Origin of the sequence: Pseudomonas sp. NY11955 (genome assembly GCF_048068035.1) — a bacterium.
GTDB lineage: Bacteria > Pseudomonadota > Gammaproteobacteria > Pseudomonadales > Pseudomonadaceae > Aquipseudomonas.
Genome location: NZ_JBLUPS010000012.1, coordinates 1 through 24916 on the forward strand (window position 1 = coordinate 1; position 24916 = coordinate 24916).

General features: G+C 62.3%; 20 protein-coding genes and 1 rRNA gene. 9 read left to right on the forward strand and 12 right to left on the reverse strand.

Annotation, left to right across the window (positions count from 1 at the left end):
- From rrf to ACNFBR_RS20830, 6 genes are all read left to right on the forward strand, one after another.
- Positions 1-86 (forward strand): 5S ribosomal RNA (rrf, locus tag ACNFBR_RS20805); the annotation flags it as partial.
- A 228-nt stretch (positions 87-314) separates the two neighbouring features.
- On the forward strand, positions 315-866 hold the full coding sequence (locus tag ACNFBR_RS20810) for a UPF0149 family protein (protein WP_416736576.1): 552 nt from the start codon (positions 315-317) through the stop codon (positions 864-866).
- A gap of 172 nt (positions 867-1038) precedes the next feature.
- On the forward strand, positions 1039-1668 hold the full coding sequence (locus ACNFBR_RS20815) for a glutathione S-transferase family protein (RefSeq protein WP_416736577.1): 630 nt from the start codon (positions 1039-1041) through the stop codon (positions 1666-1668).
- Between the two features lie 27 nt (positions 1669-1695).
- Positions 1696-3732 carry a pyridoxamine 5'-phosphate oxidase family protein gene (locus ACNFBR_RS20820; protein ID WP_416736578.1) on the forward strand — a complete coding sequence of 679 codons (2037 nt, stop codon included), beginning with the start codon at positions 1696-1698 and terminating at the stop codon, positions 3730-3732.
- Positions 3733-3821: 89 nt separating this feature from the next.
- A complete protein-coding gene (locus tag ACNFBR_RS20825; RefSeq protein WP_416736579.1) occupies positions 3822-4718 on the forward strand; it encodes a LysR family transcriptional regulator in 897 nt (298 codons plus the stop codon).
- Between the two features lie 157 nt (positions 4719-4875).
- Positions 4876-6171 (forward strand): MFS transporter, encoded by a 1296-nt coding sequence (locus tag ACNFBR_RS20830; RefSeq protein WP_416736580.1) that lies wholly within the window; start codon positions 4876-4878, stop codon positions 6169-6171.
- Between the two features lie 51 nt (positions 6172-6222).
- On the opposite strand, the gene ACNFBR_RS20835 is transcribed toward ACNFBR_RS20830, so the two are convergent.
- The 10 genes from ACNFBR_RS20835 to ACNFBR_RS20880 all read right to left on the reverse strand — a co-directional run bounded on the left by ACNFBR_RS20835 (position 6223) and on the right by ACNFBR_RS20880 (position 19447).
- A complete protein-coding gene (locus ACNFBR_RS20835; protein ID WP_416736581.1) occupies positions 6223-7092 on the reverse strand; it encodes an aldose 1-epimerase in 870 nt (289 codons plus the stop codon).
- 24 nt (positions 7093-7116) lie between these two features.
- Positions 7117-8040 (reverse strand): EamA family transporter, encoded by a 924-nt coding sequence (locus tag ACNFBR_RS20840; RefSeq protein ID WP_416736582.1) that lies wholly within the window; start codon positions 8038-8040, stop codon positions 7117-7119.
- A gap of 59 nt (positions 8041-8099) precedes the next feature.
- Positions 8100-9380: a TRAP transporter large permease gene (locus tag ACNFBR_RS20845; protein WP_186666988.1), complete on the reverse strand. Its 1281-nt coding sequence runs from the start codon at positions 9378-9380 to the stop codon at positions 8100-8102.
- Positions 9381-9908 (reverse strand): TRAP transporter small permease, encoded by a 528-nt coding sequence (locus tag ACNFBR_RS20850; protein ID WP_416736583.1) that lies wholly within the window; start codon positions 9906-9908, stop codon positions 9381-9383.
- A gap of 65 nt (positions 9909-9973) precedes the next feature.
- Positions 9974-10945, reverse strand: coding sequence for a TRAP transporter substrate-binding protein (locus ACNFBR_RS20855; RefSeq protein WP_416736584.1), 972 nt, complete (start codon positions 10943-10945; stop codon positions 9974-9976).
- A gap of 65 nt (positions 10946-11010) precedes the next feature.
- A complete protein-coding gene (locus ACNFBR_RS20860; RefSeq protein WP_416736585.1) occupies positions 11011-11892 on the reverse strand; it encodes a glucurono-1,5-lactonase in 882 nt (293 codons plus the stop codon).
- A gap of 25 nt (positions 11893-11917) precedes the next feature.
- Positions 11918-12724 carry an NAD-dependent epimerase/dehydratase family protein gene (locus ACNFBR_RS20865; protein ID WP_416736586.1) on the reverse strand — a complete coding sequence of 269 codons (807 nt, stop codon included), beginning with the start codon at positions 12722-12724 and terminating at the stop codon, positions 11918-11920.
- Between the two features lie 221 nt (positions 12725-12945).
- Complete coding sequence (locus ACNFBR_RS20870) at positions 12946-14184, reverse strand: OprD family porin (protein WP_416736587.1); 1239 nt, start codon at positions 14182-14184, stop codon at positions 12946-12948.
- Positions 14185-14835: 651 nt separating this feature from the next.
- Positions 14836-16086: a ribonucleotide-diphosphate reductase subunit beta gene (locus tag ACNFBR_RS20875; RefSeq protein ID WP_416736588.1), complete on the reverse strand. Its 1251-nt coding sequence runs from the start codon at positions 16084-16086 to the stop codon at positions 14836-14838.
- Between the two features lie 481 nt (positions 16087-16567).
- Complete coding sequence (locus ACNFBR_RS20880) at positions 16568-19447, reverse strand: ribonucleoside-diphosphate reductase subunit alpha (protein WP_416736589.1); 2880 nt, start codon at positions 19445-19447, stop codon at positions 16568-16570.
- Between the two features lie 813 nt (positions 19448-20260).
- Between ACNFBR_RS20880 and ACNFBR_RS20885 the strand changes: the two genes are divergently transcribed.
- Complete coding sequence (locus ACNFBR_RS20885) at positions 20261-20959, forward strand: response regulator (protein WP_416736590.1); 699 nt, start codon at positions 20261-20263, stop codon at positions 20957-20959.
- Positions 20956-22563 (forward strand): ATP-binding protein, encoded by a 1608-nt coding sequence (locus tag ACNFBR_RS20890; protein ID WP_416736591.1) that lies wholly within the window; start codon positions 20956-20958, stop codon positions 22561-22563. The genes ACNFBR_RS20885 and ACNFBR_RS20890 overlap by 4 nt, the downstream gene beginning before the upstream one ends.
- A gap of 3 nt (positions 22564-22566) precedes the next feature.
- On the opposite strand, the gene ACNFBR_RS20895 is transcribed toward ACNFBR_RS20890, so the two are convergent.
- Together ACNFBR_RS20895 and ACNFBR_RS20900 are read right to left on the reverse strand one after the other, a co-directional pair.
- Complete coding sequence (locus ACNFBR_RS20895) at positions 22567-23268, reverse strand: 4'-phosphopantetheinyl transferase family protein (protein WP_416736592.1); 702 nt, start codon at positions 23266-23268, stop codon at positions 22567-22569.
- A gap of 80 nt (positions 23269-23348) precedes the next feature.
- Positions 23349-24140: a dienelactone hydrolase family protein gene (locus ACNFBR_RS20900; protein WP_416736593.1), complete on the reverse strand. Its 792-nt coding sequence runs from the start codon at positions 24138-24140 to the stop codon at positions 23349-23351.
- 130 nt (positions 24141-24270) lie between these two features.
- Here ACNFBR_RS20900 and ACNFBR_RS20905 point away from each other — a divergent pair, with 130 nt between their 5' ends.
- Complete coding sequence (locus tag ACNFBR_RS20905) at positions 24271-24876, forward strand: outer membrane protein (RefSeq protein WP_416736594.1); 606 nt, start codon at positions 24271-24273, stop codon at positions 24874-24876.
- The last annotated feature ends 40 nt before the right edge of the window (positions 24877-24916 follow it).

The window sequence follows — 24916 nt, forward strand, 5'->3', positions numbered from 1 at the left end:
GATCCCATCCCGAACTCAGCAGTGAAACGATGCATCGCCGATGGTAGTGTGGGGTTTCCCCATGTGAGAGTAGGTCATCGTCAAGATTCATTTCGCAAAACCCCTATCTGCACATGCAGGTAGGGGTTTTGTCTTTGTGGCGCCAAAAACAAGCACCACGCGATCCCTGTAGGAGCAGCCTTGTGCTGCGAAGAGGCCCGTATAGCCGACACATCACTGTCAGCCGTACGGGCCTCTTCGCAGCACAAGGCTGCTCCTACAAGCGTGGCGGCATGTGCTAGGGTGCACACTTTTGCTTCTCAGGATTCTCACCCATGCTCCCCGCACTCAGCGAAAAAGAACTCGACCGCCTCGAAGACCTGCTGATCACCTACGGTAACGACTACTCGGTACTTAACCTGTCCGAACTCAATGGGTTCTTTACCGCACTGGCCAGCTCCCCGGTCACCGTGACCCCGGAGCATTGGTTGCCAGCGGTGGCGGGTGGCAAGGTGCCGAAGTTCAAGAAACCTGCGCATGAAGAGGCCTACACGGCACTGATGCTGCGCTATGCCAGCCAGGTGGCAGAAGAACTGAATGATGACGTTGGCCAGTTCGAGCCGCTGTTCGAGGAAAGCGAGAGTGAGCAAGGCACTGTGGTCGTAATGGAAGAGTGGTGCTTTGGCTACATGCGCGGTACCCAGATTGCCGGCTGGGGCGAGTTGCCACCGGAGCAGGACCGGTTGCTCAAGGCCATTTCGCTGCATGGGCTGGAAGATAACTTCGAGCTGTTGGACCAAATGAGCGACGAGGATATCCAGGCCTGCGTGCCGCAGGTGGTCGAGGCAGCGCGCGGGCTGTTCCGATACTTCAAAAAAACGCACTGATCTGACAGTTGCTTGGCTAGTGCCCACCTGAAGGCGCCTGCGCCAGAGGATGGAAACCATTATTCCGCTCGGCGAAATTATGGTTTCCCCTGCGCGCTGATTCTGCTGCCAGCCGATCCAGTGCAGGATGTGCTCCATCAGCCCACCCCGGTGCTGACCAGGAGCCCAGCCCATGTCGAACCCGATCAAACTCTATAATTTCCCCAAGTCTGGCCATGCCCATCGCATCGAATTGATGCTTTCGCTGCTGAACCTGCCGACCGAGCTGGTGTTCGTCGACCTGGCCAAAGGCGCGCACAAGCAGCCGGAATTCCTCGCCCTGAACCCGTTCGGCCAAGTCCCGGTCATTGATGACAACGGCACGGTAATCGCCGATTCCAATGCCATCCTCGTCTACCTGGCGAAAAAGTATGACAACGGTACTTGGTTGCCCGAAGAGCCAGCAGCTGCCGCCCGTGTGCAACGCTGGTTGTCGGTCGCTGCCGGCCCGCTGGCCTTTGGCCCTGCCGCAGCCCGACTGGTCACGGTGTTCGGGGCCTCATTCAATACCGACGAAGTGATTGCCCGGGCCCACACGCTGCTCAAGGTGATCGATGCGGAGCTGGCCAACAGGTCATTCCTGGCGGGTGACACAGCCACCATCGCTGATATTGCCAACTACTCGTACATCGCTCACGCGCCAGAAGGCAACGTGTCGCTGGAGCCCTATGCCAATGTGCGCAACTGGTTGGCACGGATCGAGACACTGCCGGGCTTCGTGCCGATGCCACGCACTGTGATCGGGCTGCAGACCAGCGCCTGATACCCCGCAATCGCGAGGAACGCCACCATGCAACAGCCCCCGGACCACCGCCCCTCGCCCTGGCATGCGGGCGAGAAAGCTCTACAGGAAAAGGTCGGTGTAGCAGAGCGCATGGAGGCGTTCGGGCAAAAGGTCATTCGTGACCACATGCCCGACCAGCACCGTATTTTCTATCACCAGTTGCCGTTCATGGTCGCCGCCAGTGTGGACGCCCAAGGTCGGCCTTGGGCCACCCTGTTGGAGGGGCCGGAGGGCTTTGTAAGCTCGCCCGACCCGCGAGTACTGACGATCGACGCCACGTTGCCTGCAGATGACCCAGCTACCCCCGGTTTGGCCGCTGGGCAGGCGGTCGGCCTGTTGGGCATCGAGCTGCACACCCGTAGGCGCAATCGTATCAACGGGCAAATCAGCCAAGCTGCACAAGGGCAGTTGCAAGTGGCCGTGGGGCAGTCGTTCGGCAATTGCCCGCAGTACATTCAGCTGCGTGACTACACGCGTGTCGACGAACCTAGCCAGGGGCGCGTTGATGCGACAACACTGGATGCGACGACAGCGAGCATGATCCAAGGCGCCGATACCTTCTTTGTCGCCAGCTATGTCGAGCACGGAAACGACCAGCGCTCGGTGGATGTCTCCCACCGGGGAGGCCGGCCAGGGTTCATCAAGGTCGAAGGCAGCCTTCTGACCATTCCCGACTATGCCGGCAACCTGCACTTCAACACCTTGGGCAACCTGCTGGTCAACCCGCAGGCAGGCTTGCTGTTCATCGACTTCAGCAACGGCAACGTGCTGCAGCTGTACGGGCGTGCCGAGGTACTGTTAGACAGCCCTGCCATCCAGGCTTTTGAGGGCGCCGAGCGGTTATGGACGCTACAGGTCGAGCAAGTGGTGTGGCGCCCGGCTGCGGTTTCCTTGCGTTGGGCGTTCAAGGCGTACGCCCCGACCAGCCTGATGACCGGCACCTGGGCCGAGGCCGACGCGCGCCTGGAGCAACGCCAGCAACAGCGCCAATGGCAGGCCTGGCGTGTGTTGCGGGTGGAACAGGAAAGCCGCGATATTCGTTCGTTCTATCTTGAGCCTCCGGCGGGCAGCCGTGTGGCTTTTGCGCCAGGCCAGCATCTTCCGGTGAACGTGCAGCGCGATGGCGAGGCCGCGCTGATCCGCACCTACAGCCTGTCCAGCGCACCCTCCGATGGCTACATGCGTATCAGCGTCAAGGCCCAGGGGCCAGTCTCGCGGTACTTGCATGAGCGGGTCGTGGCCGGGGACGTGCTGAACGTGCGCCCACCGATGGGCAGCTTCACACTCGACCAGCAAAGCAAGCGGCCACTGGTGCTGATTGGCGCGGGTGTGGGTATCACGCCGCTGCTGGCCATGTTGCGCGAGCAGTTGAGTACGGGGCAGGCGCGGCGAATTCATTTGTTCCATGGCGCACGCAGCCTGGGCGACCTGCCGTTTCAGCAGGAGCTGGCGAGTTTGCAGCGCAAGGCCGCAGGCCTGTTGCGCGTGCACCGTGCCCTGAGCCAGCCGGAAGGCCACGCGCTGGTCGGTCGTGATTTCGAGTTTGTCGGCCGGCTGGGTGTCGAACAGGTCAAGGCAGCGCTGGCGTTGGACGACTACGACTTCTACCTGTGCGGCCCGGGTAGTTTTACTCAGGAATTGTATGAAGGCCTGCGCGCAGTGAACGTACCAGATGCGCGGATTCACGCCGAGGCCTTTGGCCCCTCGACGCTGCGGCGGCACACGGATGCTGGCCAGCCCGCTGTGCAACAGCCACCCGCTGCGAACCAGCCAGTGCCGGTATATTTTGCGGCTTCGGCGAAGGAGGCGCGCTGGTCGCCTGGTAGCGGTTCGTTGCTGGAGCTGGCCGAGGCGCGTGGGTTGGCGCCGGAGTTCAGTTGCCGGGGCGGCTCGTGCGGAACCTGCAAGACCAGATTGGTCAGTGGCCAGGTACATTACCCAAACCCACCGGCAGAGCTGCCGGAGGCGGGATCGGTGCTGATCTGTTGTGCTGTGCCGGCACATCTGGAAGAGGGCGCGCAGGCACTGGTGCTGGATATCTGACAAACCTTCCCCGGCGATTGGGCCGGGACAGGCAGCACAAAACCGTCGGATATCCGATAATCTCCGCACCCCCGCTGCCAGGAGCCCGCATGGACCAGATCCACCTGATGAAGGTGTTCGTTGCCGTTGGCGAACTGGAAAGCTTCGCCGCTGCCGCTCGCCGCCTGGACATCTCACCGGCTGCCGTCACCCGTGCCGTCAGTGCCCTGGAAGACCAGCTCGGGGTCAAGCTGCTGCTGCGCACCACCCGCAGCGTACGCCTGACCGAGGCAGGCGGCCGTTATCTGGAGGACACCCGGCATATCCTCGCCAGTATCCATGAGGCCAATGAAGCCGCCGCCGGTATCAACGCTACTCCAAAGGGCGACCTTGCGGTGACCGCACCGATCCTGTTCGGCAAGAAGTTCGTCATGCCATGCATCGTTCGCTACCTGCAGCAGTACCCGGAAGTCGATGTTTCCGCCTACTTCCTGGACCGTGTGGTGAACATGGTGGAGGAGGGTATGGACGTAGCCGTGCGCATTGGCCCATTGCCCGATTCCGGGTTGAAGGCGCTGCGGGTCGGCAGGGTGAGGCGCATGCTGTGCGCCTCGCCTGACTATCTGGCGCGTCATGGTGTGCCCAAACACCCGTCGGACTTGGCTGGGCACGCGGTGATCGGTACCACCAACCTGTCGCCGCGGGCCGGCTGGCGCTTCGGGCTGACCGAAGAGCCGACCCTGGTGCGCATGAAACCGCGCTTGACGGTAACCAGCAATGACGGGGCAATCGCCGCGGCCAGCGGTGGGCTGGGGATTGCTCGGTTGTTGTCTTACCAAGTGGCAGACGAGCTGGCCAGCGGGCAACTCCAGGTGATCCTGGCCGAGTATGAAGAAGCGCCCTGGCCCATTCATGTATTGCACCGCGAGAGCAAGTACGGTTCGGCCAAGGTCAGGGCCTTCATCGACATGCTGGCGCAGGCGCTGCGAGCCCAGCAACTGGATTGAGATCGTACAACAACGTTTAAAACCTTCGAAAATAATAAATGTTGTACGACGACCTATGACATGGCAATCTTTCGCCTGAAACAATTTGTCGCAAATAGCCCTTGCTGGCCATTGCGCCAATCACCCGCAACTCTAAAAACAAAAATTCAGGTGAACCATGAAGATGAAAGGCATCCGTTGGTGGATGGTCAGCCTTGTCACGGCCGGGCTCGTCGTCAACTACCTCGCCCGCAATACCCTTTCGGTGGCTGCCCCCACCCTGATGACCGACCTGTCCATCAGTACCGAGCAATACGCCAAGATCGTCGCCGCCTGGCAGATCTGTTACGCCCTCATGCAGCCGGTGGCCGGCTGGTTCATCGACTTCATCGGCACCAAGCTTGGCTTTGCCGTGTTCGCCATGGCCTGGTCGCTGGCCTGTGCCGGTGCGGCACTGGCCAGCGGTTGGCAAAGCATGGCGTTCATGCGTGGGCTACTGGGCATGACCGAGGCCGCAGGCTTGCCTGCAGGGGTCAAGGCTACTACCGAGTGGTTCCCGGCCAAGGAGCGTTCGGTGGCCATCGGCTGGTTCAACATCGGTTCTTCGCTCGGCGCCTTGCTGGCACCACCGCTGGTGGTGTGGGCGATCCTGCACAGCGGCTGGCAATTGGCGTTCGTCATCGTGGGCGCTTCAGGCATTGTCTGGACCCTGCTGTGGATGCTGCTGTACAAGCACCCACGTGACCAGAAGCGCCTGAGTGACGAAGAACGGGACTACATCCTTGCTGGGCAGGAAGCGCATTTCAAACAGGACACCCGCGAAAAGGGCGCATGGAAACGCATCTTCAAAACCCGCAACTTCTACGCCATCGCATCGGCGCGAATCCTTTCCGAGCCGGCCTGGCAAACCTTCAATGCCTGGATTCCGCTGTACCTGATGACCGAGCGGCACATGAACATCAAGGAAGTGGCGATGTTCGCCTGGTTGCCGTTCCTGGCTGCCGATATCGGCTGTGTGCTGGGCGGTTATCTCAGCCCGCTGTTCCACCGCTACTTCAAGGTGTCGCTGTTCACCTCGCGCAAGATGGTGCTGGTGTTCGGTGCCAGCTGCATGATTGGCCCGGCTTGCATCGGCCTGGTGGAAAGCCCGTACACGGCGATCCTGTTGCTGTGCATCGGTGGCTTTGCCCATCAGACGCTGTCGGGGGCGTTGTACTCGATCACTTCCGACTCGTTCAGCAAGGACCAGGTGGCCACGGCAACCGGGATGGGTGGCATGTGCGGGTACCTGGGCGCGGCAGTGTTCACCCTGGTGTTCGGGGTGCTGGTCACGCAGATTGGCTATAGCCCGCTGTTCGTGGTGCTGGCCGCCTTCGATATCGTGGCGGCGGTGTTGGTGTGGAAGGTGGCGCGGGAGGTGCGGGGTGAGGCTTCGCTCAGGGCGATGGAGAACCCGACCGAGGCACTTGCATAAGGCTGAGACGTTGGGGCCGCTTTGCGGCCCATTCGCAGCACAAGGCTGCTCCTACAGCGACTGATACTGCATCCTGAACCCCAGGCTCATCGCTTCCCCTCGCTGCAACAACCGCAACCCCGGCCGCCCCGGCAGGTGATGTGCATTGATCGGGTGGCTAACCGGCTCAAAGCAGAAAAAACCTTGGCCCTGCGGGCAGAACAGCAAGAAGTGCTCAGCTCCACTGGCACTGCACGTCAGTCGATAACCCGCGCTGGGCTGTTCGATCACACATTCCCCCGGCCAACCACTGAAGGCATGGTCAACGCCTGTCTCGGGCAAACGCCCAAGGGTATTGAAACACCATTGCTCAGGCACCTTGGCCTGGTAGGACGGCAACTGCCCATCCTCGGCCAGCCATACCTTGCGCGCCGTGGCGTACAGCTTGGTGTCGGGGTAGCGCGGAAAGTACGGGTGTAAACCCAGACCAAACCAGGTGGCTGGCTCTTCCAGGTGCGTCACATGCAGGTCCAGGTTCAGGCAGCCTTCATGCAGGTGCACATCCAGCGTGGCCTGGTAGGCAAATGGCACGGCACTGTCCAGTGTCAGCCGTGCACGCCGTTCACTGTGGTGCTCTACCTGCCAGGGCTGCTGCCAGGCACTTCCATGAATCGGGTAAGGGTCATGCTCGGTATTCGCTGCCAGTGGCTGCCACCCCTCGGGCCGGGCAAAGCCACCCTCGGCAATGCGGTTGGACCAGGGTGCCAACGGGTAGCAGGCCAGGCGGCGTGGGGTGCCACTGGCCAGCGCGGCTGGGTCGGAATGGCGCAGCAGCGCCTGCCCGGTTGCCTTCACCTGCCAGTTGACCAGGCTGGCGCCCAGTGCCGGGGCCAGGCTCAGGCGGGTCAGGCGGTCCTGCAGGTGCAGTTCGGTCACGGCCATTCAAGGCTCCTTTCAAATCAACAATCAACTGGTCCGGCGGTAAGTGAGCAGCACGATGCCGCACACCACCACGGCGCCACCGAGCAATTGCAGGGTGCTCAGGTGCTGGTCGAGCAAGGCCCAGCCCAGCAGCAGGGTGGCGATGGGCTCAACGTTCATCACTGGCGCGTTCTGGGCCATGTTCAGCTTTGGTACGCAGACGAACAGCAAGGTAAAGGCCAGGCCATACAGCACCACCAGGCTGGCCAGGGCTGCCCAGCCACTGCTGCTTCCCGGCAGCGACAACCCGGATGGCATCACGCCGCTTGCACCTGCTACCAGCATGCTGCTGAACACAATCAGCAAGGTCAGCAAGCTGCGCACGGGCCCGCGCACGGCAGCCAGTTTGTGGTCGGTGATCCACAAGGCGCAGGCGAAGGCGCAGGCGGCGCCGAAGGCCAGGCTGATACCCGTCGCCCAGTGCGGGTTGGCCGTGCCACTGTCGGCCAGGCGTGCTGGCACATCCAGTGCCAGCACCAGGCCGCACAGGATCAGGCCCATGAACAGCACGGTGCGGCCGGTGGGGCGTGCGCCACCCAGCGCCCAAGTGAGCAGCGCCAGCAGCATCGGAAAGGTGTTGCCCACCAGCAGTGCCAGGGCCACCGGAATGCGTGCTACCGCCGAGTACAGGCACAGGCTCTGGGTGGCGATCAGCAGGCCAAGCAGCAGTTGCCAGTGTCGGGTGCCGGTGGGCAGGGCCAGTGCCTGACGTTGCCATAACAGCAAGCAGGCCAGCACCAGCAAGGTGATACCTGACCGGCAGAGGATGGCCAGCAGCACACCGGTGCCGTCGTCGAAGGCGATGCGTGCGGCGATGTGGTTGCCGGCGAATGAGCAGGCCAGCAGGGCCAGCAGGGCGATTGCCAGTTTGCGCGGGAAAAGGGGAGCAGCAGAGGAGGGGACAGCCATATGCAGGATCCATTTGCAGATAGAGCCAGGGGGCCGCGATGAGCAGCCCCCGAATTTACTTACAGCACCACGCTAGGCAGCCACAGCGAAATGGCCGGGATGTAGGTCACTGCCATCAGCACCATGAACAGTGCCAGGTAGAATGGCAGCAGCGCCTTGACCGTCGACTCGATGCTGACCTTGCCGATGGCCGAGCCGACGAACAGCACCGCGCCCACGGGTGGCGTGATCAGCCCGATCCCCAGGTTCACCAGCATGATCATGCCGAAATGCACTGGGTCCACACCGATACCGGTGATCACCGGCAACAGGATCGGCGTAAGGATCAGGATCAGCGGCGCCATGTCCATCACTGTGCCCAGCAGCAACAGCATGAAGTTGATGCACATCAGGATCACGTAGCGGTTATCCGACAGGGTCAGGAATGCCGTGGTGATCTTCGACGGGATCTGCATCAGCGTCATCACGTAGCCGAAGCTGGCTGCAAAGCCGATCAGGATCATCACGATCGAGATGGTGCGCACCGTGCGGTGCATCAGCTTGGGCAGGTCGCGCCACTTGTAGTCGCGGTAGATGAACATGGTCACGAAGAACGACCACACCACGGCCACTGCTGCCGATTCGGTCGCCGTGAACACGCCCGACAAAATGCCGCCAAGAATGATCACCATGGCCATCAGGCCCCACAGCGCTTCACCGGCGATCTTCAGCGCCTGGCGCATCGGGATCACTTCGCCCTTGGGGTAGTTGCGCTTCTTGGCGAAGAGCAGGCACAGGCCCATCATCACCGCGCTCAGCAGCAAGCCCGGCATGACACCCGCCATGAACAGCGAGGCAATGGATACCGAGCCGCCCGCCGCCAGGGAGTACAGCACCGAGTTGTGGCTAGGCGGGGTCAGCAGCGCTTGTACCGAGCCGCTGACGGTCACCGCGGTGGAGAACTCGCGCGGGTAACCCTTGCGCTCCATTTCCGGGATCAGTACCGAGCCCACCGAGGCGGTGTCGGCCACCGACGAGCCGGAAATCGCGCCGAAGAAGGTCGAGGCCATGATGTTGACCAGCGACAGCCCGCCGCGCACGAAGCCCACCAGCACCCCGGCAAATGCCACCAGCCGCCGTGACATGCCGCCTTCGGCCATGATCGCACCGGCCAGCACGAAGAACGGAATGGCCAGCAGCGAGAACTTGTTAACCCCACTGGCCACCTGGATCATCATCGCCTGCAGCGGGATATCGATCCACCAGGCACCAATCAGCGCCGACAGGCCCAGGGCGTAAGCTACCGGCATGCCCAACAGGATGAGCGCAATGAAACTGCCCAACAGAATGAACGCATCCATTTATGCCGCTCCTTCGTTTTCTTCCAGTTGGTCGAAGCGCACCACCTTGCGGTGGTTCTGATCGCCCAGCAGGAGTTTTTCCAGCACGAATACCAGGGTCAGCACGCCACCGATCGGGATCGGCGCGTAGGTCATGCCCACCCGCACGCCCGGCAGGGATGCCAGAAATTGGTTCCAGGTGGTGATGCACAGTTTGGTGCCGTAGTAGGTCATGAATGCGCACACCAGAATCATCAGCACTTGCACCAGTAGCGCCACCAACTGGCGCTGCAGGGGAGGCAGGCGGTCGGTGATCATTGCCACGGCCATGTGTGCACCGGCGCGGTAGCTGGCGGCGGCGCCGACGAAGGTGAACACCACCATCAGCAGAATGGCCACCGGCTCCGGCCAGCTGGCGCCGGTACCGAGCACGTAGCGGGCGAAGATGCCCCAGGGGATGATCAGCGACATGGCCAGGATCGACAGGCCAGCGACCCAGATGCAGGTGCGGTACAGCGTGTCGTTCACACGCAGAAACAGGTTTTTCATGGGCATCACCAAAGCGGCAGGGCGGCGAGCACCGCGCTGCCGAGGTCGTTCGGGAAGGGGCGCGGTTACTGGACGGCGTCGATACGCTTCATCAGGTCGGCGTATTGCGCGCCGTATTTTTCGCGTACCGGAGCGGTGGCGTCATAGAACGGCTTCTTGTCCACGCTGATGAACTCCACGCCGGCGGCCTTGAGCTTCTCCTCGCTGGCGGCGGACTTGGCGTCCCACAGCACGCGCTCTTCCATCTGCGCTTCACGCGCGACCTTCTTTACCAGCGACTGCTGCTCGGGGCTGAGCTTGTTCCAGGTGGTCTTGGACATCACGACCGGCTCGGGCAGGATCAGGTGACCAGTGAGGGTGTAGTACTTGGCGTTCTGGTAGTGGTTGTGCTCGAGCAGCGTCGGCGGATTGTTCTCGGCGCCATCGATCACGCCGGTCTGCAGGGCGCTGAAAATTTCCCCGGTGTCCATGGCGATGCCGTTGCCGCCCATGGCGTTCATCATGTCGATGAACAGCGGGTTGCCCTGCACGCGAATCTTCATGCCCTTGAGGTCGTCCAGGCTGCGCACCGGCTTTTTCGTGTAGATGCTGCGCGAGCCGCCATCCATCCAGGCCAGGGCCACCAGGTTGAAATCGGAGTTGGTGATCTTGTCGAGAATTTCCTGGCCGATTTCGCCGTCGATGATCTTGCGCATGTGCTCATGGTCGCGGAACACGAACGGCATGTTGAACACGTTCACATCCGGCACCACCGGGCCGACGATGCCCAAGCTGACGCGGGTCATCTGCACTGCACCGATCTGCGCCTGCTCGATCACTTCCTTTTCCGAGCCCAGCACACCGCCGGCGAACATCTTGAAGGTGATGTCGCCATTGCTGGCTTCCTCCAGCTTTTTACCCATGTTCTGCTCGGCAACCACGGTCGGATAGCCCGCCGGGTGGATTTCGGCGAACTTGATGTCCAGTGCCGAGGCGGGCATGGACAGGCTGAAGGCGAAGGGGAGTACGGCAAGAAGCAGCTTGCGTTTGAATGTCATGATGAAACTCCGTGGTTTTTATTATCTGGTTTCGTGTGTGCAAGTGTGGGTGCGGCAAGGGGCGCTCAGCCCCGGTAGGCAGGCTCCTCCAGGCCCTTGGTGCCAGGGTTGAGGGCAAACACCCCGCCAGCCAATGGCTGGTCGCTGAGGTCTGTGCCCGTGGGGCGGATCGAGGTGACGTACAGGGTGTCCAGGCTGGCACCGCCGAAGGCGCACATCGCCGGCTTTTTCACCGGCACGCCGAGCGAGCGGTCCAGGCGGCCGTCGGGGGTGAAACGGTGTATTAGCCCAGCGTCGTTGCCGCAGATCCAGTAGCAGCCGTCCTGGTCGATGGCCGCGCCATCGGGGCGCCCAGGGTAGCCGCGCATGTCGACGAACAGCCGCTTGTTGTGCGGCGTGCCGCTGTCGATGTCGTAGTCGAAGGCCCAGACCTTTTGCACGTTGGGGTGCGAGTCGGACAGGTACATGCGGGTGCCGTCGGGGCTGAAGGCCAGGCCGTTGGGCACGATCATGCCGTCTTGCTGCAGGTGCAGCTGGCCTTCTCCATCATGGCGATACAGCGCGCCCACGTGGGCCCCTTGCTGCATGTCCAGCAGCATGCTGCCGGCCCAGAAACGGCCCTGGCGGTCGCAGCGTCCATCGTTGAAGCGCATGCCGCCCTGGGCGTGCTGCACGCTGCTGAGCAGGCGGCTATCAAGGCTGCCGTCGGCCTTGGCCAGGACGTGGAAGATGCCGCTTTCCATGCCCGCCACCCAGCCCTGACCGCTGCGGGCGATGCAGGCCAGCATCTCGTCGCCCTGCCAGCACTGGTGCTTGCCATCGGCCGCCTGCCAACGGTGCAGTTGGCGGGCGGGAATATCGACCCAGTACAGGGCCTGTTCAGCGGGGTGCCACACGGGGCTTTCGCCAGTGCCGTTGCGGGCGTCGACGATCAATTCGCAGTTCATGGCCGTGCCTCCTGGCGTAGGTGGGTCAGTTGAACGGGCCTGCCACGGCGAAGGCGCCGCCCTGGTAGACCATGCTCGGGTCATCGGCGGCGGGTGCCGGCTGGGCTTGCACGGCGGCACGGAAGGGTTCGGAGCTGTCTTTGGGCACATAGCCCAGGTGCTCGGCATAGCGGTTGTCCCACCACACGGTGCGGTTGTCGGACGCACCGTAGACGATGGTGTGGCCAACGTCGGGGGTGAACAGCCCGCGCTCGATCAGTTGCACCAGGTCGTCATAACTCAGCCAGGTGCAGAGCATGCGCGGGTTCTGCGGTTGCGGGAACGACGAGCCGATGCGGATGCTGACGGTCTCGATGCCGTAGCGGTCGAAATAGAAGCTGGCCACATCTTCGCCGTAGCACTTGGACAGCCCGTAGTAGCTGTCGGGGCGGCGCGGGGAGTGGGCGTCGATGCGCTCGTCCTGGCGGTAGAAGCCGATGGTGTGATTGGAACTGGCGAAGATGATGCGCTTCACCCCATGTTTGCGCGCCGCCTCGTAGACGTGGAACACGCCGCAGATGTTGGGGCCGAGGATGTCTTCGAAGGCATGCTCGGTGGACACCCCGCCGAAGTGGACGATGGCGTCCACGCCTTCGACCAGGGCATGCACGGCAGCCTTGTCGGCCAGGTCACAGGCAATGACTTCTTCATGCGGGCCCGCGGCAGGGGCCATGGGGCTGATGTCGGAAAGGCGCAGGACCTCGGCGTAGCCTTGCAGGCGTTCGCGAAGGACCTTGCCCAGGCCGCCTGCGGCTCCAGTGAGCAGCAGGCGATTGAGGGGGGTAGTGGTCATGGCCGGCTCTTGTTGTTAGTTGTTGTAGGTTGTCGTATGACTATGCTGATTATTGGCGGTGGGTTTGGCTGTTGTCAATGAGGTATGCACAGCCTTCGACGGGTTATGCATTTCATTGTGGGAGCGGGCGCGCCCGCGAATACCGGCGAAGCCGGTGCCATATACCGGGTTGTTGGTTTCGCGGGCATGCCCGCTCCCACAGGGACCGCGTTCGCCCTTTGTTACAGCAACGACAACGGATAGTTGAAGATCAACCGGTTCTCATCGAACTCGTTGTTGCTGTAATCCCGCCGAATCGACGAGTTGCGCCACTTCACACTCAAATCCTTGAACGCTCCGCTCTGGATCACATACGCCAGCTCCGTCTCGCGCACCCACTCCTTGCCATCGGTGATCGACCCGGTATGCACATCGCGCCCGCTGATATAGCGGTTCATCAGGGTCAACCCAGGCACCCCGACGGTGACGAAGTTGAAGTCATGGCGCACCTGCCAGGAGCGCTCGTTGGCATTGTCGAAGCTGGAGTTGTAGCTGTCGTTGGCCAGGGTGCCGCCACTGGTGCCGTTGACCCGCATCCAGGTATCGCCATCGACTTTCTGCAGCCCTACCCAGAACGTGCTGCCACCGTACTTGGCCGAAAACATTCCCGAATAGGTCTTGTTATCCAGCTGCCCGGCGCGTTGGGAGCCGTCCTCATCACCCTGGAAATAGCCCAGGTTGGCACCCAAGGTCCAGTCACCCACTGGCTGGCTGTGGCTCAGTTGCAAGTACTGCTGTTGGTACACGTCCTTGAGCACCGCATTCCACAGCCCCACCAGTGTGCGGTCCTGGTTGAACTTGTATTCGCCACCTACGAAATTGAAGCGGTCAGACACGCCGCCGCCGTAACTCATGTCTTCCATGCTGGCGTCGTTACGCGGGCTGTTGCCACGAAACTGGCCGCCATACAAGGTCAGCCCGGCGATCTCGTTGGAGGTGATTTGCCCGCCACGGAACGTCTGTGGCAGCGAGCGCCCATCGTCCGAACGCAGAATCGGTAGCACCGGCATCCACTCGCCGATTTTCAGTTCGGTCTTGGAGATCCGTGCCTTGCCTGCTACTGCCAGGCGGCCGTAGTCGTCTGCTGGCTTGCCATCGTCATGGCGCGGAAGCAACGCTGTGCCATACGTGCCGCCCCCGCCATCGAGCTTGACCGACCATAGCCCCAGCACATCCACACCGAACCCGACCGGCCCCTCGGTGAAGCCCGAACGGGCATCGAGGATGAAGCTTTGCGTCCATTCCTCGGCCTTGCTTTGCGGGTTGCTGGGGTTGGTGAAGTTGCGGTTGATGTAGAAGTTGCGCAGCCCGAGTGTGGCTTTGCTGTCCTCGACAAAGCCCGCGGCCAGGCTGGTGCCAGGCAGGCCGGCGATGACCCCGGCGCCAAGCAGGGCGAAGGGAAGGGTGTGGCAGATTTTCATTATTGTTGTGCTCCCGAAGGGTGTGGCAGCCCGTCCACCGGGCGCGCACAAGCGGCCTGCGGCAGGGGCGGGTAGATAACGGGCCGGTCAGGGCCAAGGGTGAATGCGCGGTAGCCGGGTACTAGGTTCCGGTGGGTGTACGCGAGCAAGCCGGGGAAAGAGGGGTGTGCAACAGGCGTGGGTGTAGCGGGATGGATGTCGACATGGGATCGTCCACTGATTGTTGTTTTTGTTATGTGTTGTCGTACAACTGTGGGCGATTATTAGCAAGCCCGAGGTGGGCTGTCAACGCGTAATAGCCTATTGATTACGGGGTAAGTACCGGAAATTAACGCGCAGCGGCTCTACAACAATCCTTGCAAGGACATACTATGACTTTACTCGCCGTACCCAAGCTCCAAGGCTTGCACAGTCCCTGTAGGAGCAGCCTTGTGCTGCGAAGAGGCCATTGCAGTCGAAGATTATCTTTAACCCTACCGGCCTCTTCGCAGCACAAGGCTGCTCCTACAGGGGGCCAAGGTAGCCTGGGTGATGGTGCAGGACAGTCGATCCGCAGGTTCAGCATTAGCTCAGAGCGCCTATCGCCAAAGCGATTCCAGCAAAAAAAAAAGGCTGCCAATCGGCAGCCTTCTCGATGCTCAGCCCGGACGATCAGTCCCAGCTCAGTGCACCACCCGTTTGATACTCGATCACACGCGTCTCAAAGAAGTTCTTCTCCTTCTTCAAGTCCATGATCTCGCTCATCCAAGGGAACGGGTTGTTGGTACCTGGGTACTCTTCCTTCAGACCAATCTGGGTCAGGCGGCGGTTGGCAATGAACTTGAGGTAGTCCTCCATCATCGCCGCGTTCATGCCCAGCACGCCGCGTGGCATGGTGTCACGGGCGTATTCGATCTCCAGCTGGGTCCCTTGCAGGATCATCTGGGTCGCTTCTTCCTTCATCGCCGCATCCCACAGGTGCGGGTTCTCGATCTTGATCTGGTTGATCACGTCGATACCGAAGTTCAGGTGCATCGACTCGTCACGCAGGATGTACTGGAACTGCTCGGCCACGCCGGTCATCTTGTTGCGGCGGCCCATGGACAGGATCTGGGTGAAGCCGCAGTAGAAGAAGATGCCTTCCAGCACGCAGTAGTAGGCGATCAGGTTGCGCAGCAGCTCTTTGTCGGTTTCGACGGTGCCGGTGTTGAATTCCGGGTCGGAGATGGCGCGGGTGTACTTCAGGCCCCAGGCGGCTTTTTTCGCGACCGAAGGGATCTCGTGGTACATGTTGAAGATCTCGCCTTCATCCATGCCCAGCGACTCGATGCAGTACTGGTAGGCGTGGGTGTGGATCGCCTCTTCGAAGGCTTGGCGCAGGATGTACTGGCGGCACTCCGGGTTGGTGATCAGGCGGTACACAGCCAGGGCCAGGTTGTTGGCAACCAGCGAGTCGGCGGTGGAGAAGAAGCCGAGGTTGCGCATGACGATGCGGCGCTCGTCTTCGGTCAGGCCGTCCTGGCTCTTCCACAGGGCGATGTCGGCGGTCATGTTGACCTCTTGCGGCATCCAGTGGTTGGCGCAGCCGTCCAGGTACTTCTGCCAGGCCCAGTCGTACTTGAACGGTACCAGCTGGTTGAGGTCGGCGCGGCAGTTGATCATGCGCTTTTCATCGACTGCAACGCGGGCCGAGGAGCCTTCCAGCTCGGCCAGGCCTTCGGCGATGTCGAGGGCGTCCAGGGCAGCCTTGGCACGCTTGACGGCTTCGGAGTCAGAGGCGGTGGCTGCGCGGGCTTCCAGGGCGGCGGCACCACCGGCGCTGTCGAGCTTGTCGAGGGTGGCGGCGGCAGCGGCCTGCGCAGGGGTGTTGCCTTTGGCGGCTACTTCGCCGTCTTCTTTGTCGAATTCGTCCCAGCTCAGCATGGTTTGGCTCCTGCTTGAGGGTCGCCCTGGGGCAACCGGTTGGATTTTAAGAATGTGATGCCTGACGCAAGGCCGTAACGGCGAATGGACAGCTCGAGAGGCTGACTCTCGTTTACATCTGAATGTGTTCTGGCTTGTCCTGGCCAGGCCTCAGTGAGGGGCCAGGACAATTGAATGGTGCTCTTTTCAGAGGGCGCAAAGTATATCGGAATTCACCTTCGATCGGGGCGCGAGTCTTGCGGGCGAGGGTAACTTTTTCGACCGAAATGGCGTGCTTCCGTTCACGTGAATCGTGTCGCTTGGTACGGGGGGAGAGTGTAGCGCCAACCTATATGTTGTGCCAGTTTAAATTTAAAGGCACATCATATGGTGTTTTTAACGGTTCCGGCCTCAGCGCCGGTAAGGGGCGAGGTTTCTCTGAGGCGCGGGTACAAAAAAGCCGCGCGGGGCACCCGTAGGCGCCCCGCGCGGCATTCAGGCCTTACTGGCAGGCTTCGCAGTCAGGCTCGTCGATCGCGCAGGCCTTCGGCACTGGCGCAGGGCCGGCTGCCTGGACCGGGGCGCTGTCGCCACCGCTGGAAACGGCGTTGAGCTTGCCGGTGTTGATGGTCGACTTCTCGGTGCTGGTCGCGGCCAGGGCACGGAGGTAGTAGGTGGTTTTCAGACCACGGTACCAGGCCATGCGGTAGGTCACGTCCAGCTTCTTGCCCGAGGCGCCAGCGATGTACAGGTTCAGCGACTGAGCCTGGTCGATCCACTTCTGGCGACGGGAAGCGGCGTCGACAATCCACTTGGTCTCGACTTCGAAGGCAGTGGCGTACAGGTCTTTCAGCTCTTGCGGGATACGCTCGATCTGCTGCACCGAACCGTCGTAGTACTTCAGGTCGTTGATCATGACCGAGTCCCACAGACCACGGGCCTTCAGGTCGCGGACCAGGTACGGGTTGATCACGGTGAACTCGCCCGACAGGTTCGATTTCACGTACAGGTTCTGGTAGGTCGGCTCGATCGACTGCGACACGCCGGTGATGTTGGCGATGGTCGCGGTTGGCGCGATGGCCATGATGTTCGAGTTACGAATGCCTTTTTGTACACGGGCACGCACTGGCGCCCAGTCCAGGGTTTCGTTCAGGTCGACGTCGATGTACTTCTGGCCACGGGCCTCGATCAGGATCTGTTGCGAATCCAGTGGCAGGATGCCTTTGGACCACAGCGAACCCTGGAAGGTCTCGTAGGCGCCACGCTCGTCGGCCAGGTCGCAGGATGCCTGGATCGCGAAGTAGCTGACCGCTTCCATCGACTTGTCGGCGAACTCGACGGCAGCGTCGGAACCGTAGGCGATGTGCTGCAGGTACAGTGCGTCCTGGAAGCCCATGATGCCCAGGCCGACCGGGCGGTGCTTGAGGTTCGAGTTGCGCGCTTGCGGCACCGAGTAGTAGTTGATGTCGATCACGTTGTCGAGCATGCGCACGGCGGTGTTCACGGTGCGTTGCAGCTTGGCGGTGTCCAGCTTGCCATCAACGATATGGTTCGGCAGGTTGATCGAGCCCAGGTTGCAGACCGCGATTTCGTCCTTGTTGGTGTTCAAGGTGATCTCGGTGCACAGGTTCGAGCTGTGTACCACGCCCACGTGTTGCTGCGGCGAACGCAGGTTGCACGGGTCCTTGAAGGTCAGCCATGGGTGGCCGGTCTCGAACAGCATCGACAGCATCTTGCGCCACAGGTCTTTGGCCTGGATGGTCTTGAACACCTTGATCTTGTTGTACTCGGTCAGGGCTTCGTAGTACTCGTAGCGCTCTTCGAAGGCCTTGCCGGTCAGGTCGTGCAGGTCTGGCACTTCCGAAGGCGAGAACAGGGTCCACTTGCCGTCATCGAAGACACGCTTCATGAACAGGTCCGGGATCCAGTTGGCGGTGTTCATGTCGTGGGTACGACGGCGATCATCACCGGTGTTCTTGCGCAGCTCAATGAACTCTTCGATGTCCAGGTGCCAGGTTTCCAGGTAGGCACACACGGCGCCTTTGCGCTTGCCACCCTGGTTGACGGCAACGGCGGTGTCGTTGACCACTTTCAGGAACGGAACCACACCCTGGGATTTGCCGTTGGTGCCCTTGATGTAGGAGCCCAGCGCACGTACAGGGGTCCAGTCGTTGCCCAGGCCACCGGCGAATTTCGACAGCATGGCGTTGTCGTGGATCGCGTGGTAGATGCCCGACAGGTCGTCCGGCACGGTGGTCAGGTAGCAGCTGGACAGTTGCGGGCGCAGGGTGCCGGCGTTGAACAGGGTTGGGGTCGAGGCCATGTAGTCGAACGACGACAACAGGTTGTAGAACTCGATCGCACGGGCTTCCTTGTCTTTCTCTTCCAGCGCCAGGCCCATGGCCACACGCATGAAGAACACCTGCGGCAGCTCGAAGCGCACGCCATCCTTGTGGATGAAGTAGCGGTCGTACAGGGTTTGCAGGCCCAGGTAGGTGAACTGCTGGTCGCGCTCGTGGTTGATCGCCTTGCCCAGTTTTTCCAGGTCGAAGTCGGCCAGGGCCGGGTTCAGCAGTTCGAACTCGATACCCTTGGCGACGTAGGCCGGCAGGGCCTTGGCGTACAGGTCGGCCATCTCGTGGTGGGTAGCGCTGTCGGCCACGTTCAGGAAGCCCAGGCCTTCGGCGCGCAGGGTGTCCATCAGCAGGCGGGCGGTGACGAACGAGTAGTTCGGCTCGCGTTCGACCAGGGTACGGGCGGTCATCACCAAGGCGGTGTTGACGTCCTTGATGGCCACGCCGTCGTACAGGTTCTTCAGGGTTTCGCGCTGGATCAGGTCGCCATCGACTTCGGCCAGGCCTTCGCAGGCTTCGCTGATGATGGTGTTCAGGCGGGCCATGTCCAGGGGGGCCAGGCTGCCGTCGGCCAGGGTGATGCGGATGGTCGGGTGCGGCTCGACCACGGCATCGGTGTTGGCGCGGGTAGCACGCTCCTTGGCACGCTGGTCGCGGTAGATTACGTAGTCGCGGGCAACTTTCTGCTCGCCGGCGCGCATCAGGGCCAGTTCGACCTGGTCCTGGATTTCTTCGATGTGGATGGTGCCACCCGATGGCATGCGACGCTTGAACGTGGCGGTAACCTGTTCGGTCAGGCGCGCGACGGTGTCGTGGATGCGCGACGAAGCGGCGGCGGTGCCGCCTTCAACTGCGAGGAACGCCTTGGTGATGGCCACGGTGATCTTGTCGTCGGTGTAAGGGACGACAGTGCCGTTACGCTTGATCACGCGCAGTTGGCCGGGGGCGGTGGCGGCCAGATCCTGGTTGGAATCGGCGGCCTGCGGCACCTTGGCCTGCGGGTTCTCGCGAGTTGTGTCGGTTTGCATGGGTGGGTGTCTCCACAGTTTCTATATTGTTCAGGCGCCTTTTGGGCGCCCACCGTTCCGTCCACTTGCTCGATGGCCTCACGGGGATGCGCAACGCATGCGCATCCGCCCGCGCGGGCGTACCGACTTCGGGACAGACTCAGGAATAAAGGGCAATGGCTTGCCGCTCCCTGGCCGAAGTCAAAGGTTCTGGGCAAGGCCCAAAAACTGTTGCTGATGGATGCCAGGCCTGGCCTGCAACACCCATGCCCGAACAAGGCCCTGGAAGGGCTTGCCTCGGTCGCCTCCGCAGGAGCGGTTTGGCTGCTGAAATCACTTGAAGTTCCACCCGGAAAATCGCTTGATCTTGCGGGTTGACTTTTGTGTGTGATTTTGCACGAACCCCTATATCTAGTGGTTCGCTGCGATCGGGATACAAGATAATGCGGTATTGGGGGCTTTGCAAGGCGAGCGCCTGTGGATAACGTGTGTGTACTTTGTGAGTGAATGGTGGGTATTCGCTGTAGGCCTTGTGCCAAGTGGTTTGCAGTATTTTTCTGCGCCTTGGTGCCCCGGGGCAGTTTTTTGCGGGCGCGAACCCTATCACAAAAAACGGTTCAGTCGAGGGGGCCGCGGGCGGGTTGGCAGTGCCGGGGGCGGGACGTAGTATCCGGCTGTGATGTTGCTTTTAGGTTAAAGGGGTATGTTGCCTGTGCTGGCTTCTTCGCAGCACAAGGCTGCTCCTACAAGGTGCGCCGCTCTCCTGTAGGAGCAGCCTTGTGCTGCGAAGAGGCCGGTACAGCAAAACAAGAACAATAAGTAAAGGCAGAGGCCATGGACCACTCCACCCCGCGCATTCTCATCGTCGAAGACGACCAGCGTCTGGCCGAACTCACCGCCGAGTACCTGCAGGCCAACGGCTACGAGGTCAGTGTCGAGGGCGATGGGGCCCGCGCCGCGCGGCGCATCGTCGACAGCCAGCCCGACCTGGTCATTCTCGACCTCATGCTCCCCGGCGAGGACGGCCTGAGCATCTGCCGCCGAGTGCGCAGTCAGTACCTTGGCCCAATCCTGATGCTCACCGCCCGCAGCGACGAACTCGACCAGGTCCAGGGGCTGGACCTGGGGGCTGACGACTATGTCTGCAAACCGGTGCGCCCACGCCTGCTGCTAGCGCGCATCCAGGCCCTGCTGCGCCGCAGCGAAGCCGTGGACAGCAAGCGCCAGGACCTGGCCTTCGGTGCGCTTCGCATCGACAACCGCTTGCGCGAGGCGCGCCTGGGCGAGCAGCTGATCGAGCTGACCGGCGCCGAGTTCGACCTGCTCTGGCTGCTGGCCAGCAACGCCGGCCGGGTGCTGACTCGCGAGCAGATCTTCACCGCGCTGCGTGGTGTGGGCTACGACGGGCAAGACCGCTCCATCGACATTCGCATCTCGAAAATTCGCCCCAAGATAGGCGATGACCCGCTGCAGCCGCGGCTTATCAAGACCCTGCGCAGCAAGGGCTACCTGTTTGTCGGCGAAACGCCATGAACAACTCGATCTTCCTGCGCATCTATGGCGGTATGCTGGCCGTGCTGGTGCTGGTGGCCCTGCTTGGCGTGCTCAGCCTGCACCTGGTCAACGAAGTGCGCGTCGCCCAGCACCGCGAGGGCCTGGCCCAGGGCACCTTCAGCCTGATGGCCGACAACCTGGCGATGCAGAATGAAACCGAACGCAAGCGCTCGCTGCTGATCTGGGAGCGCCTGCTTGGCGTGCCGCTGGCGCTGCAGCCGATGACGGCGCGCAGCCTCGACGGTGGCCAGCGGGCACGCCTGTACCGTGGCCTGGTGGTGGTCGAGAAGACTGGCCCGCATGCGGCGCAAGTGCTGCGCAAGGTCGGCCAGGAAGACCTGATGCTGGTCGCGCAGATCAAACAGATCAGCGAGCAGTTGGCGCGGGCCACCCTCTATCTATTGGCTGACGAACTGGTGCGCTATCCGGTGACCGAGCAGCAGCAGCGCCTGGCCCAGCTCAAGCAGGAAAAGGGTTTCGGCTTTGGTGTCGCCCTGCAACGTATCGAGCGGGTCAGCCTGGACGATGACCAGCGGCGCCGAGTCGAGGAGGGCGACACGGTGATGGCGTTGGGCAAGGATGGCGATTCGATCCGTGTGTTCGCCGGGCTGACGGGCTCGCCCTGGGTGCTGGAAATCGGCCCGTTGTACCAACTCAACCCGTACCCACCGCAGTTGCTGATCCTGATTGCCTTCCTTGGCCTGTGCCTGATCGGCCTGGTTGTCTACCTGCTGGTGCGTCAGCTGGAGCGCCGGGTGTCGGGCCTGGAAATTGCCGCCACGCGCATCGCCCAGGGCAGCCTGGACACCCGCGTACCGGCCGGCGACGCTGATTCGGTAGGGCGCCTGGCGGCTGCTTTCAATGGCATGGCCGAGCACCTGCAGCGCTCGCTGACCATGCAGCGCGAGCTGGTGCGGGCGGTGTCCCACGAGCTGCGCACGCCCGTGGCGCGCCTGCGCTTTGGCCTGGAGATGATCGAAAGTGCGACCACCGAGCAAGCCCGCGCCAAGCACCTGGCCGGCATGGACGGTGACATTCAGGACCTCGACAAGCTGGTCGACGAGATGCTGACCTACGCCCGTCTGGAGCAGGGCGCGCCAGCCTTGAAGTTCCAGCGGATCGACCTGGATGCCTTGCTCGACCGGGTGATCGAAGAGCTGGCACCGTTGCGTGCCGAGGTGCGGGTGGTACGCGGCGACTGCCAGGGCGCGGATGCTGAAGGCGCCTGGGTCGAGGCCGAGCCGCGTTACCTGCACCGGGCCCTGCAGAACCTGGTCGGCAATGCCATGCGCCATGCCGAGTCCGAAGTACGCCTGAGCTATCAACTGGGGCAGCAACGCTGCCGCATCGATGTGGAGGATGACGGCCCCGGGATCCCCGAGGGTGTCTGGGACCGCATCTTCACACCCTTCACCCGCCTCGATGACAGCCGTACCCGTGCCTCGGGTGGGCATGGCCTGGGCTTGTCGATCGTACGGCGGATCATCTACTGGCACGCGGGTCGGGCTACGGTGGGGCGCAGTGTCGCGTTGGGGGGCGCCTGCTTCAGCCTGAACTGGCCACGGCAGCAGGCGCCGCAGTGAAGGTCAGGCGCTTACCAGGCTGAGCAGGTGGCCGTCCTGCACGCAGAACTGGCCCTGCAGTTCTGCGCCATGCCGCCACTGAGGCGACAGGTCGGTAAGCAGGCGCAGGCGTGCCAGGCCTTCGGCGGACCAGTCGAGCACTTCGGCGTGCTCGAAGTAGAAACGCTGGCGGGTCAGCGGGTAAAGCGTCTTGAACAGGCTTTCCTTCAACGAGAAGGTCAAGGTGACTGTCAGCCCGAGCTGGCGCCGGTCCAGGCGTTCCAGCTCGGGCGGGGTGAGTATTTCGCCCATCAGCCGCTCGGCGCGTTCGTCATCCAGCAGGGTTTCCTGATCCAGCCCCAGGCCTTGGCAACTGTCCTCGGCGGCGACCACCGAGGCGGCCCAGCCCTTGCCATGGGTGATCGAACCATGAATACCGGCAGGCCAGATGGGGGAGCGGTCCTCATGGGTACCTGGCACGTAGTCGCGGCCGTCCAGGCGCTGCAGTGCGGCGCGGGCACATACACGACCCGCCAGGTACTCGGCCTGGCGCTTGGCCACCGAGCGTTGCAGGCTGGCGCTGGGCACGATGCCGGCACGCTGGAAGTCGTCAGGTGCCAGGAGGGTAGGGTCGAAGGCGCAACTGACCAGCACCGCGCCGGGGAGTGGGCGGGGCAGGGGCCAATGGTGCTGGAGCGGGGCGCAGCAGGCGGGGAGTGTGTTCATGGGGCTATTGTGCCAGCCGCAGCGGCGGTGTGGGAGGTGGGATCGCCGGCGATGGGCCGCAAGGCGGCCCCCGACAATCTTTACTTGAACACCTTCTTGAAAAACGCCTGCATATCCGCCCAAGAGCTCTCATCAGCCGCCTTGTTGTAGCCAATGTCCGGCCCGCCGTGCTCGCCATGGCTCAATCGGTCGGCATCGGGGTTGGTAAACCCATGCTTGGCGCCTTCAATGCTGACGAACTGATAGTTGACCTTGGCCGCGTCCATTTCTGCCTTGAACGCTTCGACCTGCTGGGCAGTGACCATGCTGTCCGCCGCACCATGCTCGACCAGGATGTCGGCACGCACCACGCCAGGTTTTGCCGGAGTCTGGGTGGCCAGTGCGCCATGGAAACTCACCACGCCGTCCAGTTTCTCGCCGCGCCGCGCGGCATCCAGGACCACCTTGCCACCGAAGCAATAGCCGACAGCCCCCAGTTCATGCTTGTTGGTGTTCGGTTGCAGCTTCAGCAGCTCGAGGCCAGCGTCAAAGCGCCTGGCTGCCGCTGCCGGGTCTTTCATCGCCTCGGCCATGAACGCCTGGGCGTCTTGGGGGTGTTCGGTGTGCTTGCCGTCGCCATACATATCGATGGCCAGCGCGTTGTAGCCCAACGCCGCCAGATCGCGGGCGCGGCGTTTGGCATAGTCGTTCAGCCCCCACCATTCATGCACCACAACAATGCCGGGGCGCTTGCCCTCGACCGCATCGTCGTAGGCGTAGTAGCCGACCAGGCGATTGCCGTCGGCATCCTGGTAGGGGATCTCACGGGTTTGTACTGCCGCTTGGGCGAAGACGGCGCTGCACATCAGGGTCAAGGCCAGCAGGGCACGCATGGGTCACTACTCCTTGTTCTGCAATCGGTTCGTTCAGCCGGGGTTCAGCCAGGGTTCAGTCGCGGTTCAGGGTGCCCTGCTTACTCTAGCTTCCAGACCGAAACAGCGCACCAAACTGGAGTACCCAGCCATGAAAACCTTCAATACCCTGCTTGCCGCCATGGCCGTCTGTGCCGCTGGCATCACCACCGCCCAGGCCGCGGACGACAACTTCGCCAGCCTGACTTATGGCCAGACCAGCGACAAGGTTCGCAAATCCGGCCTGCTGCAGCGCAACACCGACCACCTCAATGCCGACGGGATCATCGGCAAGGATGACACCTGGGGCGTGCGTGTGGGCAAGATCAATGACCAAGGCCGCTACTACATGACCTATGACAACGTCTCGGGCGACCACAGCGGCCTGAAGTTGCGCCAGGAAAACCTGCTGGGCAGCTATGACTTGTTCCTGCCGGTGGGGGATACCACCAAGCTGTTCGGCGGTGGCAGCCTGGGCGTGACCAAGCTCACCCAGGACTCGCCAGGCGCCAGCCGGGATACCGACTACGGTTATGCCTACGGTCTGCAGGCCGGTGTGATTCAGGACATCACCGACAAGGCCTCGGTCGAACTGGGCTACCGTTACTTGCGTACCAATGCCGCAACCGAAGTGGGCGCGCATGACGGGCCGAAGGACGGCACCCTGCGCCTGACCAGCAGCGCGCAGACTTACCTGGCTGCTTCCTACAAGTTCTGACGAGCGAGCCGCGTTATCCTGTGCCGGCCCTTTCGCAGCA

Bases quoted from the DNA above. Each gene is read 5' to 3' on its own strand.
- ACNFBR_RS20875 (WP_416736588.1), bottom strand. From the start codon at position 16,086: ATGCTGAGCTGGGACGAATTCGACAAAGAAGACGGCGAAGTAGCCGCC.
- ACNFBR_RS20885 (WP_416736590.1), top strand. From the start codon at position 20,261: ATGGACCACTCCACCCCGCGCATTCTCATCGTCGAAGACGACCAGCGT.
- ACNFBR_RS20830 (WP_416736580.1), top strand. From the start codon at position 4,876: ATGAAGATGAAAGGCATCCGTTGGTGGATGGTCAGCCTTGTCACGGCC.
- ACNFBR_RS20840 (WP_416736582.1), bottom strand. From the start codon at position 8,040: ATGGCTGTCCCCTCCTCTGCTGCTCCCCTTTTCCCGCGCAAACTGGCA.
- ACNFBR_RS20820 (WP_416736578.1), top strand. From the start codon at position 1,696: ATGCAACAGCCCCCGGACCACCGCCCCTCGCCCTGGCATGCGGGCGAG.
- ACNFBR_RS20810 (WP_416736576.1), top strand. From the start codon at position 315: ATGCTCCCCGCACTCAGCGAAAAAGAACTCGACCGCCTCGAAGACCTG.
- ACNFBR_RS20815 (WP_416736577.1), top strand. From the start codon at position 1,039: ATGTCGAACCCGATCAAACTCTATAATTTCCCCAAGTCTGGCCATGCC.
- ACNFBR_RS20850 (WP_416736583.1), bottom strand. From the start codon at position 9,908: ATGAAAAACCTGTTTCTGCGTGTGAACGACACGCTGTACCGCACCTGC.
- ACNFBR_RS20865 (WP_416736586.1), bottom strand. From the start codon at position 12,724: ATGACCACTACCCCCCTCAATCGCCTGCTGCTCACTGGAGCCGCAGGC.
- ACNFBR_RS20900 (WP_416736593.1), bottom strand. From the start codon at position 24,140: ATGCGTGCCCTGCTGGCCTTGACCCTGATGTGCAGCGCCGTCTTCGCC.
- ACNFBR_RS20870 (WP_416736587.1), bottom strand. From the start codon at position 14,184: ATGAAAATCTGCCACACCCTTCCCTTCGCCCTGCTTGGCGCCGGGGTC.
- ACNFBR_RS20845 (WP_186666988.1), bottom strand. From the start codon at position 9,380: ATGGATGCGTTCATTCTGTTGGGCAGTTTCATTGCGCTCATCCTGTTG.
- ACNFBR_RS20905 (WP_416736594.1), top strand. From the start codon at position 24,271: ATGAAAACCTTCAATACCCTGCTTGCCGCCATGGCCGTCTGTGCCGCT.
- ACNFBR_RS20825 (WP_416736579.1), top strand. From the start codon at position 3,822: ATGGACCAGATCCACCTGATGAAGGTGTTCGTTGCCGTTGGCGAACTG.
- ACNFBR_RS20860 (WP_416736585.1), bottom strand. From the start codon at position 11,892: ATGAACTGCGAATTGATCGTCGACGCCCGCAACGGCACTGGCGAAAGC.
- ACNFBR_RS20855 (WP_416736584.1), bottom strand. From the start codon at position 10,945: ATGACATTCAAACGCAAGCTGCTTCTTGCCGTACTCCCCTTCGCCTTC.
- ACNFBR_RS20880 (WP_416736589.1), bottom strand. From the start codon at position 19,447: ATGCAAACCGACACAACTCGCGAGAACCCGCAGGCCAAGGTGCCGCAG.
- ACNFBR_RS20835 (WP_416736581.1), bottom strand. From the start codon at position 7,092: ATGGCCGTGACCGAACTGCACCTGCAGGACCGCCTGACCCGCCTGAGC.
- ACNFBR_RS20895 (WP_416736592.1), bottom strand. From the start codon at position 23,268: ATGAACACACTCCCCGCCTGCTGCGCCCCGCTCCAGCACCATTGGCCC.
- ACNFBR_RS20890 (WP_416736591.1), top strand. From the start codon at position 20,956: ATGAACAACTCGATCTTCCTGCGCATCTATGGCGGTATGCTGGCCGTG.